Source organism: Pseudomonas sp. FYR_7 (assembly GCF_043106155.1).
In the GTDB taxonomy this organism is placed as follows: domain Bacteria; phylum Pseudomonadota; class Gammaproteobacteria; order Pseudomonadales; family Pseudomonadaceae; genus Aquipseudomonas; species Aquipseudomonas parafulva_B.
In genome coordinates, this window is record NZ_JBICMI010000072.1 from 81,112 (window position 1) to 96,170 (window position 15,059).

Sequence of the window (15,059 nt, forward strand, 5' to 3'; positions counted from 1 at the left end):
TCTAGTCCTGTTTGTCCTTGATGGTGTCGAGTAAAGCATTGATATCGGCACGTCGGCCCTCATCGGCCAATTCTCGGCCGGGTCTGGGCGGCGCCTGCAAGGCCTTGCGCAGCGCAACTCTGGCCTCACTGTAGCGTTTCTGACGCACCAGATGATCGCCCCAGAAGTAGTTGCTGTCGATGCCTGCGGGATTGATTTTCAAGGCCTGCCTGAGCAGCGTGTCGGCTTTGTCGTCATCCCCGAAGCCAACGGGCCAGCCTGGAACCTGGTCATACAAAGTGCCCAGGCTGGTGTAGGCCGAGCCTTGCAGGGCTTGAGGGTCGAGGGTGATGGCCTTTTCCAGGCTGGCCTTGGCGGCCTTGACCTTGCCAAGCGCACTCAGCCCACCGGTCGCGCCAGCCCAACTGCTATTGATGATGCCGTCCCAGATCAGAGGCTCCGGGGCATTGGGGTTCTGGCGGACGAAAACGGCCGCCTCGTTCGCCAGCTTCTCGAACGCGCCTGCGCGTTGATCCTTGGGCAATTGATATTGGATATGCGCCCATTGCTGCTGCAAGTCGTGCAGGTGTTGGGCCCCTGTCTGATCAAGCGCCCAGCCAAGCGGGGTAAATGCCAGCAAGCTGGCCAATACGATAGGCTTCATTTGCTCGGTTCCTTCATGGGGCTGCCGATATGGCGCCGAATCAATGGCAGTTGTTTACGCAAGGCTCGATCCACCAGCCCTGGCAGGATGCCGTTCAGGCGCACGAACATTTTCTCCGGCCAGCCCAGGTAGAGCTCGCTGCGCTCGGACTGGACCGCCTGGAGTACAGCCCGTGCAACGTAGACCGGGTCGTCCATGCCTACTTTCAGCGCCTGGTTGAGGGCGGTAGCGGCGCTGCTGTTCATGCTGGTGCGGGTTGCGCGCGGCGCGACGTACAGCACGTTGACCGGGGTGTCGGCCAATTCACGGCGCAGTGCTTCACAGAACCCGCGCAGCGCGAACTTGCTGGCACAGTAGCTGGCATAGCCGGGGTAGCCGATCGAGCCATACGTCGAGCCGACGTTGACGATTAGCGCCTTGGACTGCTCGCGCAGAAGTGGCAAGCAAGCCCGGGTCAGTTGCAAAGGTGCCTTCAGGTTGATGTCCAGCAGCTCATCGAGGGCCTGTTCGTCTAGCTGTTCGAGCAAGGCGAAGCGATTGACCCCGGCAGCGTTGATCAGCACATTGAAGCCGCCCAGTTCGCGCGCGCGCGACACGACCTGTGCTCGGCCTTCCTGTGTACGCAAGTCCGCCGATTGCCAGCGCAGGCTGCCTGGGTAGCGGTTCATCAGGCTTGCCAGTTTGCCCATGTGCCGACTGACCGCCAGGACCTGCGCGCCGGCATGGCACAGCTGCTCGGCCAGCTCAAGGCCAATCCCGCCGCTGGCGCCGGTGAGCACCACGACCGACTCATGCAACCGCATGGCGCACCTCTGGCTGGTCCGCGCGGGGCAGCCCCTGGAACATCTCGGTGTACAGGCGGTAGACCATCTTGGCTGCCTGGATGACCGCCTGCTGGTCTTCGGCGTTGTCCAGGCGGTCCATCAACTGCCTGTAGGTCACCATATGGTCCTGGTCGAGCGCGCCGTGGGACTTGAGGTAGCTCATGGCCCGGTCTGGCAGTGACAGGCTCTGTGCTATGGCGCCGGCGGCCTGTGTGGCCAAGGCAATGCTGGTGCCTTCCAGGACGTTGACCATACCGAATAGCCCTACCGGATTGCCCCGTGCGATCAAGTCGTAAAGATAGGCGACCATGAGCTCGATCGACGGTGCGGGTCGGCCGTCGCGTACCGCTTCCCAGTCGCCCCCACAGGCCTCGATGTCGTTGAGGATCCACTGCTCATGGCCGTACTCTTCCTCGATGTACTCGCACACTGCACCGCGCAGCCATTCGAGCCGGGCAGGCAGGCGCGCCCCGCATGCCATCATCAGCGGGACAGTGTGGCGCACGTGGTAATAGGCCTGGGTGAGAAATGCGATGTAGCTATCGAGACTGACCTGTCCAGCCATGGCCTCGCGGATCACCGGCACGCCGAACAACGCCTGGCGCTCGTGGGTGGTTTGCAGTTGCAACGTTTCAAAGAAGGACATGGTCAGCTCACTCCTGGGGTATGCAGATCAGGGATTGATAGCGTTCAAGAATTGCCTCGCGCCGAGGGCGGCCGTTGGCTGTCAGGGTTTGATCGGTGAGGCTCAGCGGCGCCGTCAGGCGTCGCCAGTGGTGGGCACGTGCGTAGTCGGGCAGCCGTGCATTGCACTGGCTCACCACTTGATCGATCTGGTCGTCGCTCAGGCTTGGGTCCATCGGCCAGATCAACGCCACATTGCTGGGCAGGCTCTCGCCATGTACGAATGCCTGGGCGATGATGCCGCTCTGGGTAAGTTCGGCCTCTACCCACTCAGGGCTGACGTTTCGACCGAAACTGGTGATGAATTGGTGCTTCTTGCGCCCATCGAGGTACAGGAAACCATCGTCATCCAAATGGCCCAGGTCCCCGGTTGCCCACCATGGACCGTGGAAAAGCGCGGTATCGAGGTAGCCCAGCAGCGTGCAACCGGCCACCAGCACCTCGCCATCTTCCGCGATGCGCACCTGCACATGGGGTAGCGGCTTGCCCACACTGCCCCGGCGTACGCTGCCCGGACGGTTGAGGGCGACCACCGAGGCGCATTCAGACAGCCCATAGCCCTCGTACACCGCAAGCCCGACAGCCTCGGCGCGAGCCAGCAAGCTGGGCGACACCCGAGCGCCGCCTACGGCGACGAACCTCAACTGCTCAGCTGACATCGCCCCTTGTTCAACAGCAGTGACCAGCCCTAGCAGCAACTGCGGCACAAGGATCAGGCTCTGGGCCTGACTCTGGACGATTGCACCCACCAGTCGCTTGAAGTCCACCTGGGTGGCGCCACTGATCCCCAGTTGCTGTTGACTGAGCAGGTGCACGCAGGCTCCGGCGATCAGCGCGGCATACACGCCCAGGTTTTCCAGCAGAACGCCCAGTGGCAGCACCGCCAGGTGATGCTCGGGTGCGCTGGCTCGGCTAGCTGCCTCAAGCTCACGGGCCACGCCAAGCAATGCCTCGGCACTCAGGCAGACACCTTTCGGGGATCCCGTACTGCCGGAGGTGTAGGTGATTTTTGCCGTTTCCGGCGCAATGGCCACCCCTGCGAGCGACTTGCATAGCCAGAACCCCGGCCGAGCCTGTGGCACGTAGCCCAGCTCGACAAGACGTGAGTCCCACCCGGTTTCGCTCAGCACCAGGGTGACGCCGCTTTGGCTGAGGCAGTGGGACATTTGAGCGCAGGTGAAAAACGGGGGAATGATCACGCATGGGCGTTCGGCGAACAGCGCTGCAAGGTCCCACAGCAACAGTTGCGGGCCATTGTCCAAGGCCAGTGCGAATGCACCCTGAGGTTGGCTCCCAAGCCAGGCGGCACGTACCTCGACCGCCTCGAACAAGGCGCGATAGGTCAGGTGCTGGTCGGCACCTTGCACGGCGATGGCGTCAGGCTGACGTAGGGCGTGTTCCTTCAGCAAGGCCTTGAAGCGGTTCAGTTCATGCCGCATGACCGGATTCCTCTCTCAGGACCGGCAAGCCAAGGCGCTGAAAGACGCCTGTGCGCGTCAAGGCATCGAAGCCGTAACGGATATTTCCGGCAAACACCTGAGGGCAATGGCTGTAGTAGGTGCCCCATTTTTCAGCCTGGTCCTCAAGGCGAGCAGGATCGGCTGGCGCCAGGACGACGGGCATCAGCCCCAGTCGCTGGAAGCTGTTGATCAGCGTCGCCGCGCCGGTGAACGCGACCCAGTGCAGGCCGCGTGAGGCCAGCAGCCACGTGACCGCAGCGATCATCAGGCGCGCGCTGCCGGCGCTGAGCGAGGCCAGGTTGCCCACCTCGACCATGCAACTGCGCGGCAGGGTTGTCCCGACCACACGGGACACGGCGTCTTCCAGAGGCATGTCGAGGTAGCGCTCCAGAAACAGGGACCCGTCATCGGCTGGGCGAATGCCCGCGGCGGCTGTCAACCGGCCTTGGCTGTCGTGAAACGCCAGTAACTGCGGCAGGAAATGCTGAATATCGGCCTGATGGCTCAACGCAAAGCACTGATGGATGAACCGCTCGAGTGGCATTCGTCCCGGGTCGTCTTGCAGGTGTAGCGACAATGTTGCCTGACGATCGGCCTGGTTACCGATGGCCAATGGAAGCAGATGGCTCCAGTCACGGTGGGTCATGAAACGTCTCCCAACAGGTTCGATGGGGGACAGTGTCGGGGGCTTATCTGAAGGGAATCTGAAGTCAGGAGTTACAGTTTCATTTCAAGGAGTGCAAGTAGGATCTTCTTTCGTGCTGTTGGGCGAGGGACGTGCCCGTACCCTTCCATAACTGATATCGTAATGATGTCATTGTCGCGCAACCTTTGTCGTTGTGCCGCTGTCGTAGTTCGCACTACCGGTCAGGCAGCAGGGGTCGCATCCTGCGATGGCCATGCGTGAGCCGGTAACGAAGCCAGGGATTGGTCTTTTTTGTCTTCCTCCGAGTACCGACCCATGCTTCATCTTTTTCGTAACCGCGGCGAGCGCCAGGCGCTCACGCAGCTGGCTGCCTCCCTCCCGCAAACACACACCGACGGTGGCCGCACTGCCGCCAGTTGGATAAACGTGCAACGTGAATGGACCTCGCGTGAGTTGCATGCCACTGAGCGTGAAAGCCGTATAGCCGAGCTTGAGCGCGAGCTGGAAAACGCCCGGTTGATGCTGGCCGAGGCCGACGCCAATGCGCGGGCCTCGGAAACCCGCTTTGACCTGGTCAATCGTGCGTCCAGTGAAGGCCTGTGGGACATGGAAGTGGTGGCAGGTGACCCGGTCAACCCGCGCAACCGCTTCTGGTGGTCGCAGCAATTTCGCGAAATGCTGGGGTTTCGCGACGAGCGCGATTTTCCCAATGTCCTGGCCAGCTGGGCTGACCGCCTGCACCCGGAAGACAAGGCCGCTACGCTGGAGGCCTTCGCTCGCCACCTGAACGACAAATCAGGCATGACCCCTTACCGGGTGCGCAACCGTCTGGCCATGAAGGACGGCAGCTACCGCTGGTTCTTCGCCCAGGGTGAAACCCTGCGCGATGCACGGGGCGTGCCTTTGCGCGTTGCCGGCGCCTTGCGCGACATCCACGACGAGTTGCAGCGCGAACATGAGCACGACGTGATCATCACCCGTTTCGAACTGGCGCGGGAAATGCTCTCGGACGGGCTGTGGGACATGGAAGTGATCGCCGGTGACCCGGTCAATCCCAAGAATCCCTTCTGGTGGTCGCCGCAGTTCCGCCGTTTGCTGGGCTTCGAAACCGTCGAAGAATTCCCGGACGTGTTGGACAGCTGGGCCTCACGCCTGCACCCGGAGGACAAGGCCTACAGCCTGGAAGCCTTCCAGGCGCACCTGAACGACCGTACGGGCAAGACGCCGTTCGACATCGAGTACCGATTGAAAATGAAAAGCGGGGAGTACCGCTGGTTCCGCGCCCGTGGCCAGACCAAACGCGATTCCTACGGCGCGCCGTTACGTGTGGTCGGGGCATTGGTGGACGTTGATCTGGAGCACCAGCAGTCTGCCATGCGTGAGACCGAAGCAGCCCACCAGCGCACCCTGGAATCCAACATCACCAAGCTTACCCAGATCGTCGGCACCATTCAGAGCATTGCCAGCCAGACCAACCTGCTGGCGCTCAATGCCGCTATCGAGGCAGCACGTGCCGGGGAGGCGGGCAGGGGGTTTGCGGTGGTGGCCGATGAAGTACGCAAGTTGGCCACGCGCACGACGGAGGCTACCGAGCAGGCGGCCGACATGATGCGCGGCTGACAGCTCGTTTTTCTCTCACTTCGTTCCAGGGTTTAACTCATGAATTGGTTCTACGATGCCAGGTTGTCGGTCAAGCTGTACCTCGCTTTCGCGCTGTGCGCGCTGATCACCTTGAGTGTAGGAGTTGTCGGTAGCCAAGGAATCGGCTCGCTTTCGTCTAGTTTGCAAAGTGTATTTGCCAACAATCTCGTGTCGGTGGCCCAGGTTGCAGAGGCGCGTTCCAGTGCCATTGCCCAGAGCCAGGACCTTTACCGGCTTGTAGCGGCTACCGCAATCAATGCGCCCGAAGCTGAACGCGCTGCCATTCTTGCGTCCATGAAAGAAAACCGGCAGAGCAGCGAGCAGGCATTCGCGATCTATCGAGCAACGCCGTTGTCCGACGATGAACGCCTTGCCGGCGATCGCATGGAAAAAGACTGGCCAGCCTACCAGGCCATCATGGATCGGACGGTAGCCACCATCGCACGAGGTGACTTGGCCGAAGCCAGGCAATTGATGGCCGGCGAATTGCACCAGGCATTTCGTACCGTGCTCGACGACTTGACCACCATGGTCGAGTCCAATAACCGGCAGATCGATGAAGGTGCGCGAGCTGCAAAACACAACGAGGCGGCGGCCAAGTTCAACCTGTACTTGGGTATCGGTGCGGCGTTCGTAGCCGCCATTTTGCTGGGTATGTTCATCAGCCGGGTCATCAGCAAACCGATCGCGCTGGCGGTGAATACGGCCGAGCGCATCGCAGGCGGCGACCTGAGCAAACCCGTGGCGACAGGTCACGCCGACGAGACGGGCCAACTGCTAAACGCCCTGGGGGTCATGCAGCAAGGCCTCAAGCGCACCCTGGAGCAAATCGCCAACGCAGCGGATCAGCTCGCCTCCGCGGCCGAAGAGCTCAACGCCGTCACCGATGAGAGCACCCGCGGGCTCACGCGCCAGAATGATGAAATCCAGCTCGCCGCCACGGCCGTCACGCAAATGAGTGCGGCGGTCGAGGAGGTGGCACGCAACGCCACTTCCACCTCCGAAGCCTCCCGGCAGACGTCCGAGGAAGCGGCCAGTGGCCGTGACCAGGCGCGCGAAGCCGTGCAGGCCATAACCAGCGTGAACAGCGAAATCGGACAGTCCACGGTCATCGTTGGGGAGTTGGCCGGTAGCGTGCGCGACATCGCCAAGGTGGTCGATGTGATCCGCGGCATTGCCGAACAGACCAATCTGCTGGCGCTCAACGCGGCCATCGAGGCGGCGCGGGCTGGCGAGCAGGGTCGAGGTTTTGCGGTGGTGGCAGACGAAGTGCGGGCATTGGCGGCGCGTACCCAGGCCTCAACGGGCGAGATCGAAGCCATGATCACAGGCGTTCAGGCCCGTGCCGACGATGCAGTCAAGGCCATGGGCAACAGCCGAAACCTGGCCGACAGCACCCAGGCCTTGGCCCAGGCGACCGGGGAATCGCTGGAGCGGATCGCCCGGAACATCGCCCAGATCAACGACCGCAACCTGCTGATCGCCACGGCGTCCGAAGAGCAGGCCAATGTGGCCCGCGAGGTGGACCGCAACCTGATCAACATCCAGGACCTGTCGACCCAGACCTCGGCCGGTGCGCATCAAACCAGCGCATCCAGCCAGGAGCTGTCCCGCCTAGCCATCTCGTTCAACGACATGGTCAGCACCTTCAAGCTCTGAACAGGGCGTAGACGATCTGTAGCGTGTCATGCCCCGCCCACTGCAGTGGTGCACTTACCTGCGGAGGGCGGCGCGAGGGCTTTCAGTCGACGCGCACGAAGACGTTCTTGGCCATGTCGCTACCGCCGACGGCCTCCAGGCGCTTGCCGCCGTCGAGCACGCGTACGTTGATCAGCGCCATGCCATCTTTGTTGCGCGCGGTGACCACGTCATCCTTGCGCTCCCATTCATCCACCTTCAGCTTGTTGCCGTTGGTGATGATGTAGTCCTTGGAAAACTCCCAGGTCTGTTTCGGGCTCTGGATACCCATCACGGTTGTGGTTTGCTCGTAGGTGCCTTCCAGGGCGTCGTTGCCACAACCGGCGATGACGAAAAACGGCAGGGCGGCGAGGGCGAGTTTGAGTTTACGCATTGAGCTTCCTTTTCAGTGAGTCAATCTCGTTCGACAGGGTTGATGGCAGGTGCCAGGGCGCCGCGGCGTCGAGATGCAGGTGGGTATCACGTGTGGGTACGAAGGGGGTATCGAGCGTGCCAAGGGCGATTGAGATCCAATCGGCGTATTGGCCTGCATTGCGTGACCAGAACAGGCTCGAGCCGCAGGCTACACAGAATTGCCGTAGGACCGTGGGGGACGAGGCATAGGCCGCAAGCTGGTCAGCGCCGCGCAGCATGCGCAGCGCCTCACGCGGCACACTGCCGTATGAGGCATAGGCAGCGCCGTGGCCTTTACGGCACTGGCTGCAATGACAGTGGCTCACGGCCTTGGGCGGGCCGAGCAGTTCATAACCGATTGCCGCGCAAAGGCAGCTTCCCTGGTATGTGCTAGACAAACGCGATTCCATGCGTAGGAAAAGGCGCCAGCTTAAACGTAGCGCCAAGGGGAGTCGAGCCGGTTCTGGCCACACGTGTCGGTGGCAGATGCCTGGGAAGCGGTTTTCGCAAGTCCTTGACCGTCAGGGGGCACAAGCGCGTGCTGGCGAGCCCGAAGCTCGATCAGCCCGTAAAGCCGTGGGACGTCGGTTTCAGGATGCGCTTGGTCGTTCGCGCGCAACCTTCCGGTGCAGCAAGTGCCATGCTTGCAGGATGCCATTGGACCCGCGCGCAGACGCATGGACGATGGCAAGGAGGCCGCCTGCTCCACGCAACCGTGACGTGGCTGGCGCGCCGCAGCAGAACACGCCGGAACCCGCCAATACAACAACAGGGGCGGGCCGTGATGCCGAGGTCCGCTGTATGCCTGATCAAATGCTCCACCTGCCCGCTGTCCAACGTATCGTGGCCGATCACCAAGAAACCCCTGGTGCGCTGCTACCGATACTGCACGCCATCCAGCATGCTGTCGGGTACATTCCCGATGCCGCCGTCGGCGAGGTCGCCCACGCACTCAACCTGAGCCGGGCCGAGGTCCAGGGCGTCATCAGCTTCTATCATGATTTCCGCACTGCCGCGCCAGCCCGGCACACCCTGCGCCTGTGCCGGGCCGAGTCGTGCCAGAGCCGTGGCGCCGAGGCCCTGGCCGCGCAGCTGCGCGAGCAATTGGCGCTCGATGACCATGGCACCAGCGCCGACGGTGCCATCAGCCTGCGCCCGGTCTATTGCCTGGGCGCCTGTGCCTGTTCGCCAGCCCTTGAACTGGACGGTCAGGTGCACGCCCGGCTCACGCCCGAGCGGCTACGCGAGTTGGTCAAAGGTTGCCAGGAGGGCGCCGCATGCTGAAGGTCCATGTACCCCGTGATTCGGTGGCCCGTGCCGTCGGCGCAGACCAGGTGGTCGAGGCGTTGCAGCGCGAGGCCGAGCGGCGCAATGTGCAGCTGGACATTCGGCGTACCAGTTCCCGTGGCCTCTATTGGCTCGAGCCGCTGCTCGAGTGCGACAGCGAGCAGGGCCGGCAGGGTTTCGGACCGGTAACGCCGCAGGATGTACCCGGCCTGCTGGACGCCATGATCGGTTCGCAGGCAAACCATCCGCTGGCGTTGGGGCCTGTGGAAGACATGCCTTACCTCAAGACCCAGCAGCGCCTGCTGTTCGCGCGTGCTGGCATTACCCGCCCCTTGTCCTTGGATGATTACCGCGCCCATGGCGGCTTTGCCGGCTTGGAAGCGGCCGTTGCCATGGACGGCGCCGAGGTGGTGGCTGCCGTGCTCGATTCCGGCCTGCGTGGTCGTGGCGGGGCTGCGTTTCCTGCCGGCATCAAGTGGCGCACCGTGCGCGACGCCAAGCCTGCCCAGAAGTACGTGGTGTGCAACGCCGACGAAGGCGACTCCGGCACCTTCGCCGACCGCATGTTGATGGAAGGCGACCCGTACCTGTTGATCGAGGGCATGATCATCGCTGGCCTGGCGGTGGGTGCCGACAAGGGCTACATCTATGTGCGCTCGGAGTACCCGGACGCCATCGCCACACTCGACCAGGCATTCGTCATCGCACGCCAGGCAGGCTACCTGGGTACCAATGTGGCCGGTAGCGGCAAGGCGTTCGACCTCGAAGTGCGCGTGGGCGCAGGCGCCTACATTTGCGGTGAAGAAACCGCGCTGCTCGAATCCATCGAAGGCAAGCGCGGCATCGTTCGCGCCAAGCCGCCGCTCCCGGCGCTGGAAGGCCTGTTCGGCCTGCCGACCTTGGTGCACAACGTGCTGACCCTGGCTTCGGTGCCTGTCATCCTGGCCAAGGGAGCACTGTTCTACCGCGATTTCGGCATGGGCCGCTCGCTGGGCACCATGCCGTTCCAGCTGGCCGGCAATGTTCGCCACGGCGGCCTGGTGGAGCGCGCCTTCGGCTTGACGCTGCGTGAACTGGTGGAGGGCTACGGCGGCGGCACGGCCAGTGGCCGGCCGCTGAAGGCCGCCCAGGTGGGTGGGCCGTTGGGCGCCTGGGTACCCCCCAGCCATTTCGACACGCCGCTGGACTACGAGGCCTTCGCGGCCGTGGGCGCCATGCTCGGCCACGGCGGTGTGGTGGTGGCCGACGACACCTTGAACATGGCCAGCATGGCCCGCTTCGCCTTGCAGTTCTGTGCCGAGGAGTCCTGCGGCAAGTGCACCCCGTGCCGTATCGGCTCGACCCGTGGCATGGAAGTGGTGGACCGGCTGATTGCCAGCGATGACATCACCGAGCGCCATGACCAGGCACTGCTGCTTCGCGATTTGTGCGACACCATGCAGTACGGCTCGCTGTGCGCCATGGGCGGCATGACCGCTTACCCGGTCGCCAGCGCCCTCAAGTATTTCCCTGCCGATTTCGGGCTGACCCAAGCGGAGGCCGCGCAATGATCCATATCTTCGATCCGCAAACCGACCTGGGCACGCCAGCCCGTGACAGCGAAGTGCAGGTCAGCCTGAACATCGACGGCCGCGCGATCAGCGTTCCTGCTGGCACGTCGGTGATGCGTGCAGCCGCCATGCTTGGCACGACCATTCCAAAGCTGTGCGCCACCGATAGCCTCGAAGCCTTCGGCTCCTGCCGCATGTGCATGGTGGAAATCGAGGGCATGCGCGGTTACCCGGCCTCCTGCACCACGCCGGTCACCGAAGGCATGGTCGTGCGCACCGAAACGCCGCGCCTGGCGGGCTTGCGCCGTAACGTGATGGAACTGTACATCTCCGATCACCCCCTCGATTGCCTGACCTGTTCGGCCAACGGCAACTGTGAACTGCAGACCGTGGCCGGGCAGGTGGGGCTGCGCGAGGTGCGCTACGGCTATGACGGTGCCAACCATCTGGCCGAAAAGAAGGACAGTTCCAACCCGTACTTCGACTACGAGCCCAGCAAGTGCATCGTCTGCAGCCGATGCGTGCGTGCCTGCGAAGACATCCAGGGCACCTTTGCCCTGACCATCACCGGACGTGGCTTCGAATCCCGGGTGGCGGCGGCAGGCGGCGATAATTTCCTGACGTCCGAGTGCGTGTCGTGCGGCGCCTGCGTGCAGGCCTGTCCGACCGCGACGCTGACCGAGAAAAGCCTGGTGCAACTGGGCCAGCCGGAACGTGCGGTGATCACCACTTGCGCCTATTGCGGGGTTGGCTGCTCGTTCCGTGCCGAAATGAAGGGCGACCAACTGGTGCGCATGGTCCCGGACAAGAACGGCGGGGCCAACCACGGCCATGCCTGTGTCAAGGGCCGTTTCGCCTGGGGCTACGCCACGCACCCGGACCGCATCACCAAACCCATGATTCGCAAGCGCCTGGAAGATCCGTGGCAGGAAGTGAGCTGGGACGAGGCGGTGGCCTACGCCGCCAGCGAGTTGCGCCGCATCCAGCTCAAGTATGGTCGGGAATCCATTGGCGGTATCACCTCCAGCCGCTGCACCAACGAGGAGGCCTACCTGGTTCAGAAGTTGGTGCGCACGGCCTTCGGCAACAACAACGTCGACACCTGCGCGCGTGTCTGCCATTCCCCCACCGGCTATGGCTTGAAACAGACGCTGGGCGAGTCGGCCGGTACGCAGAGCTTCGATTCGGTGATGAAGGCCGATGTGGTGCTGGTTATCGGCGCCAACCCGACCGATGCGCACCCGGTGTTCGGTTCACAGCTCAAGCGCCGTCTGCGCGAAGGCGCTCGCCTGATCGTGATCGACCCTCGCCGCATCGACCTGGTGGATTCGCCCCATGCCCGGGCCGAGTTGCACCTGCAACTTCGTCCCGGCACCAACGTGGCCATGCTCAACGCCCTGGCCCATGTGATCGTGACCGAGGGGCTACTGGCCCAGGACTTCATCGACGAGCGCTGCGAAACCACAGAATTCGCCCGCTGGCGCGACTTCGTCAGCCTGCCGGAAAATGCCCCCGAAGTGCTGGGCCAGGTGTGTGGCGTTGCAGCGCAGCAGATTCGCGCCGCGGCCCGGTTGTATGCCACCGGCGGCAACGCGGCCATCTACTATGGCCTGGGCGTGACCGAGCACAGCCAGGGCAGCACCGCGGTGATGGGCATTGCCAACCTGGCCATGGCCACTGGCAACATCGGTCGTGAAGGGGTAGGCGTCAACCCGCTGCGTGGGCAGAACAACGTCCAGGGTTCCTGTGACATGGGCTCGTTCCCTCACGAGCTGCCGGGTTACCGGCACATTTCCAACGAAGGTGTACGGGCCGAGTTCGAGCAGGCCTGGGGTGTGACGCTGCACCCTGATCCGGGCCTGCGCATCCCCAACATGTTCGAAGCGGCCCTTGATGGCAGCTTCAAGGCGTTGTACTGCCAGGGCGAGGATATCGCCCAGAGCGATCCGAACACCCAGCACGTTACCGCCGCCCTGCTGGCCATGGAGTGCGTGGTGGTGCAGGACATTTTCCTCAACGAAACCGCCAAGTTCGCCCATGTGTTCCTGCCGGGTAGCTCGTTCCTGGAAAAGGACGGCACGTTCACCAACGCCGAGCGCCGTATCTCGCGGGTTCGCAAGGTCATGGAGCCACTGGCGGGCAAGGCCGACTGGGAAGCGACCGTGGCATTGGCCAATGCGCTGGGCTACCCGATGAATTACCGTCACCCCTCCGAGATCATGGATGAGATCGCCCGCTTGACGCCGACCTTCCGCCGGGTGAGCTACGCCGAAATCGAGCGTCACGGCAGCCTGCAGTGGCCGTGCAACGATGCAGCGCCCGATGGCACGCCCACCATGCACATCGATCAGTTCGTCAGGGGCAAGGGGCGGTTCATGCTGACCGGGTACGTACCGACCGACGAGAAGGTCAACAGCCGCTATCCGCTGCTGCTGACCACCGGGCGCATTCTCAGCCAGTACAACGTCGGTGCCCAGACCCGGCGCACGGGCAACGTCGCCTGGCACGATGCCGATCGCCTCGAGATCCATCCGACCGATGCCGAAAGCCGTGGCATCCAGGACGGTGACTGGGTCGGTATCGGCAGCCGTGCCGGGCAGACCGTGCTGCGCGCCAAAGTCAGCAGCCGCGTGGCGCCAGGCGTCGTTTACACCACCTTCCACTTCCCGGAGTCGGGCGCGAACGTGATCACCACCGACAATTCCGACTGGGCGACCAACTGCCCCGAATACAAGGTAACGGCAGTGGAGGTGGTCAAAGTGTTCCAGCCGTCTGAGTGGCAAAAGCGTTACCAGGATTTCAGTGACGAACAGCGTCGGCTGTTGCAGGAGCGCCGATCCGCCGAGAAAGCCGAGGTGCGCCAATGAGCCAGGACAGCTTGGTGAAAATGGCCAACCAGATTGCCCATTACTTCGACAGCGAGCCGAATCGGGACCTGGCTGTGCAGGGCGTTCGCCAGCATCTACACAACTTCTGGACGCCGGCCATGCGCCGGCAGCTGGGAGAATGGATCGAGGCCAATGCGGGGGAGGGGTTGGATCCTAAGGTTAAGGAGGCGTTGGGTTAGAAGGTGTTAGCTGTCATCTAGTACACGGCTGGCGAGGTGCCGTCTGGCGGCCTTGCTGGGGCACCGGACCGGCCGCGATAGGCTGCGCAGCAGCCCCAGAATTTCAGCTTCGCAGCGCATATTGCCGGGGCCGCGCTGCGGCCCATCGCGGCACTAGGCCGCTCCTACAGGGGGCTGCATGCGGCTCACTATCGTGCTGCATCCGCCAGATGCGCCATCGCCTCCTCGCTCTTCAACACCAGTACATCCCCCTCCAGTGCATCGAGTACCACCTCGCAGGTGTTGCCAATCAACGCGCCGGTAAGCCCTGTGCGGCACACGGTACCGATCACCGTCACCACCGCATCCATCTGTTTTTCCGTATGGGGAATGAGCACATCGGCCGGGCCTTCAGCCACGTGCAGGCAATCGTCGGCGATACCGTACTGTGCCTGGAAAGCCGCGCACGCCTGGCGATAACGCTGTTCGATGGTGTCGCTCAGTTGATAGACAGGGTCGGCCGCCGACAGCATCGGCGATGGGTGGGCGCTGATCACATGCAGCGCCCCCTTGGCCAGCCTGGCAATCTCGTAGCCGTGGTCGACGATACTGGCATGCAGGCGCTGGTGGTCTTCGTCCTGGTTGCCCACATCCACCGCCGCCAGTACGTTGCCGCCGGTCCATGGGCGCTCGCTCTTGACCATCAGCACCGCGCACGGACAGGCGCGCAGCAGCTTCCAGTCGGCAGGGGTGAGCAGGGCCCTTTTGAGCGGATTGTCGGGGCGATGCTCCTTGATCACCAACTCGCAGCCTTCGCGCTGCTGCACGTGGATGATGGTGTCATGCAGGTTGTCTCGCCACGCCGCTTCATGGGTGACGTGGTCAAAGCCGTCTTCCTGCAACTGCTTGCCCAGCAGGCTCAACAGCGTACTGTGGTCGCGGCGCTTGTCACACATCAACAAGTGCAGGCGCGCGTCAGTGACGCTGGCGATCAGCTTGGCGCGCGTCAGCGCCCGGCTGTGGGCGTGCTCAGGGTCAAGGACGACGAGAATGCTGCGGACGGCTTGCATGGGCGTGTACTCCCTGGAACGTGGGCAGGCGGTGCCAGACTATAGGCCGCGCGCGTGGCGCTGACACTTGATGCACATCAAGCATAGCCACTGACGCCGTTGCCTGCCGCCGCTATA

General features: G+C 63.3%; 13 protein-coding genes and 2 pseudogenes. 7 read left to right on the plus strand and 8 right to left on the minus strand.

Translation table 11 applies throughout. The annotated features are described in order from the left end of the window. Position 1: 1 nt before the first annotated feature. The 5 genes from ACF8R3_RS17805 to ACF8R3_RS17825 are packed head-to-tail and all read right to left on the minus strand — an operon-like array spanning position 2 to position 4,257. Positions 2 to 643, minus strand: coding sequence for a hypothetical protein (locus tag ACF8R3_RS17805; protein WP_058639378.1), 642 nt, complete (start codon positions 641 to 643; stop codon positions 2 to 4). Beyond that, positions 640 to 1,446 carry an SDR family oxidoreductase gene (locus ACF8R3_RS17810; RefSeq protein WP_145257476.1) on the minus strand — a complete coding sequence of 269 codons (807 nt, stop codon included), beginning with the start codon at positions 1,444 to 1,446 and terminating at the stop codon, positions 640 to 642. Before ACF8R3_RS17810 ends, ACF8R3_RS17805 begins: the two co-directional genes overlap by 4 nt. Further along, entirely contained in the window at positions 1,433 to 2,113 is a 681-nt protein-coding gene (locus ACF8R3_RS17815) for a TenA family transcriptional regulator (protein ID WP_058639380.1), read from the minus strand. The genes ACF8R3_RS17810 and ACF8R3_RS17815 overlap by 14 nt, the downstream gene beginning before the upstream one ends. Before the next feature lie 7 nt (positions 2,114 to 2,120). After that, on the minus strand, positions 2,121 to 3,590 hold the full coding sequence (locus tag ACF8R3_RS17820) for an AMP-binding protein (protein ID WP_078478287.1): 1,470 nt from the start codon (positions 3,588 to 3,590) through the stop codon (positions 2,121 to 2,123). Further along, on the minus strand, positions 3,580 to 4,257 hold the full coding sequence (locus tag ACF8R3_RS17825; protein WP_058639382.1) for a thermostable hemolysin: 678 nt from the start codon (positions 4,255 to 4,257) through the stop codon (positions 3,580 to 3,582). The genes ACF8R3_RS17820 and ACF8R3_RS17825 overlap by 11 nt, the downstream gene beginning before the upstream one ends. Before the next feature lie 675 nt (positions 4,258 to 4,932). On the opposite strand from ACF8R3_RS17825, the pseudogene ACF8R3_RS17830 reads away from it, so the two are divergent. From ACF8R3_RS17830 to ACF8R3_RS17840, 3 genes and pseudogenes are all read left to right on the plus strand, one after another. Continuing rightward, positions 4,933 to 5,535: pseudogene (locus ACF8R3_RS17830) on the plus strand (PAS domain-containing protein); the annotation flags it as partial. A 129-nt stretch (positions 5,536 to 5,664) separates the two neighbouring features. Next, positions 5,665 to 5,853: pseudogene (locus tag ACF8R3_RS17835) on the plus strand (methyl-accepting chemotaxis protein); the annotation flags it as partial. A gap of 63 nt (positions 5,854 to 5,916) precedes the next feature. Continuing rightward, positions 5,917 to 7,557 (plus strand): methyl-accepting chemotaxis protein, encoded by a 1,641-nt coding sequence (locus ACF8R3_RS17840; RefSeq protein ID WP_058639384.1) that lies wholly within the window; start codon positions 5,917 to 5,919, stop codon positions 7,555 to 7,557. An 82-nt stretch (positions 7,558 to 7,639) separates the two neighbouring features. On the opposite strand, the gene ACF8R3_RS17845 is transcribed toward ACF8R3_RS17840, so the two are convergent. Next, positions 7,640 to 7,969 (minus strand): hypothetical protein, encoded by a 330-nt coding sequence (locus tag ACF8R3_RS17845; RefSeq protein ID WP_058605671.1) that lies wholly within the window; start codon positions 7,967 to 7,969, stop codon positions 7,640 to 7,642. Next, positions 7,962 to 8,387 (minus strand): GFA family protein, encoded by a 426-nt coding sequence (locus ACF8R3_RS17850; RefSeq protein WP_197844273.1) that lies wholly within the window; start codon positions 8,385 to 8,387, stop codon positions 7,962 to 7,964. The genes ACF8R3_RS17845 and ACF8R3_RS17850 overlap by 8 nt, the downstream gene beginning before the upstream one ends. Positions 8,388 to 8,790: 403 nt before the next feature. Between ACF8R3_RS17850 and ACF8R3_RS17855 the strand changes: the two genes are divergently transcribed. Genes ACF8R3_RS17855 through ACF8R3_RS17870 form a run of 4 tightly spaced genes read left to right on the plus strand, consistent with a single transcriptional unit; the run spans position 8,791 to position 13,893 of the window. Continuing rightward, positions 8,791 to 9,273, plus strand: coding sequence for a formate dehydrogenase subunit gamma (locus ACF8R3_RS17855; protein WP_058639385.1), 483 nt, complete (start codon positions 8,791 to 8,793; stop codon positions 9,271 to 9,273). Then, a complete protein-coding gene (locus tag ACF8R3_RS17860) occupies positions 9,267 to 10,826 on the plus strand; it encodes a formate dehydrogenase beta subunit (protein WP_392515968.1) in 1,560 nt (519 codons plus the stop codon). Before ACF8R3_RS17855 ends, ACF8R3_RS17860 begins: the two co-directional genes overlap by 7 nt. Further along, positions 10,823 to 13,693 carry a formate dehydrogenase subunit alpha gene (fdhF, locus tag ACF8R3_RS17865; protein ID WP_197844274.1) on the plus strand — a complete coding sequence of 957 codons (2,871 nt, stop codon included), beginning with the start codon at positions 10,823 to 10,825 and terminating at the stop codon, positions 13,691 to 13,693. Before ACF8R3_RS17860 ends, fdhF begins: the two co-directional genes overlap by 4 nt. Next, the gene (locus ACF8R3_RS17870; RefSeq protein WP_058639388.1) at positions 13,690 to 13,893 is read left to right on the plus strand and encodes a formate dehydrogenase subunit delta; all 204 of its coding nucleotides are present in this window, start codon (positions 13,690 to 13,692) and stop codon (positions 13,891 to 13,893) included. Before fdhF ends, ACF8R3_RS17870 begins: the two co-directional genes overlap by 4 nt. Before the next feature lie 188 nt (positions 13,894 to 14,081). Here ACF8R3_RS17870 and ACF8R3_RS17875 read toward each other — a convergent pair whose 3' ends face one another. Further along, the gene (locus ACF8R3_RS17875) at positions 14,082 to 14,942 is read right to left on the minus strand and encodes a universal stress protein (RefSeq protein ID WP_392515969.1); all 861 of its coding nucleotides are present in this window, start codon (positions 14,940 to 14,942) and stop codon (positions 14,082 to 14,084) included. Positions 14,943 to 15,059: the final 117 nt, after the last annotated feature.

What these genes read in the sequence shown, in the direction of transcription:
- ACF8R3_RS17815 (WP_058639380.1), bottom strand. Translation starts at nt 2,113, where the DNA reads ATGTCCTTCTTTGAAACGTTGCAACTGCAAACCACCCACGAGCGCCAG.
- ACF8R3_RS17820 (WP_078478287.1), bottom strand. Translation starts at nt 3,590, where the DNA reads ATGCGGCATGAACTGAACCGCTTCAAGGCCTTGCTGAAGGAACACGCC.
- ACF8R3_RS17825 (WP_058639382.1), bottom strand. Translation starts at nt 4,257, where the DNA reads ATGACCCACCGTGACTGGAGCCATCTGCTTCCATTGGCCATCGGTAAC.
- ACF8R3_RS17845 (WP_058605671.1), bottom strand. Translation starts at nt 7,969, where the DNA reads ATGCGTAAACTCAAACTCGCCCTCGCCGCCCTGCCGTTTTTCGTCATC.
- fdhF (WP_197844274.1), top strand. Translation starts at nt 10,823, where the DNA reads ATGATCCATATCTTCGATCCGCAAACCGACCTGGGCACGCCAGCCCGT.
- ACF8R3_RS17870 (WP_058639388.1), top strand. Translation starts at nt 13,690, where the DNA reads ATGAGCCAGGACAGCTTGGTGAAAATGGCCAACCAGATTGCCCATTAC.
- ACF8R3_RS17805 (WP_058639378.1), bottom strand. Translation starts at nt 643, where the DNA reads ATGAAGCCTATCGTATTGGCCAGCTTGCTGGCATTTACCCCGCTTGGC.
- ACF8R3_RS17810 (WP_145257476.1), bottom strand. Translation starts at nt 1,446, where the DNA reads ATGCGGTTGCATGAGTCGGTCGTGGTGCTCACCGGCGCCAGCGGCGGG.
- ACF8R3_RS17840 (WP_058639384.1), top strand. Translation starts at nt 5,917, where the DNA reads ATGAATTGGTTCTACGATGCCAGGTTGTCGGTCAAGCTGTACCTCGCT.
- ACF8R3_RS17855 (WP_058639385.1), top strand. Translation starts at nt 8,791, where the DNA reads ATGCCTGATCAAATGCTCCACCTGCCCGCTGTCCAACGTATCGTGGCC.
- ACF8R3_RS17860 (WP_392515968.1), top strand. Translation starts at nt 9,267, where the DNA reads ATGCTGAAGGTCCATGTACCCCGTGATTCGGTGGCCCGTGCCGTCGGC.
- ACF8R3_RS17875 (WP_392515969.1), bottom strand. Translation starts at nt 14,942, where the DNA reads ATGCAAGCCGTCCGCAGCATTCTCGTCGTCCTTGACCCTGAGCACGCC.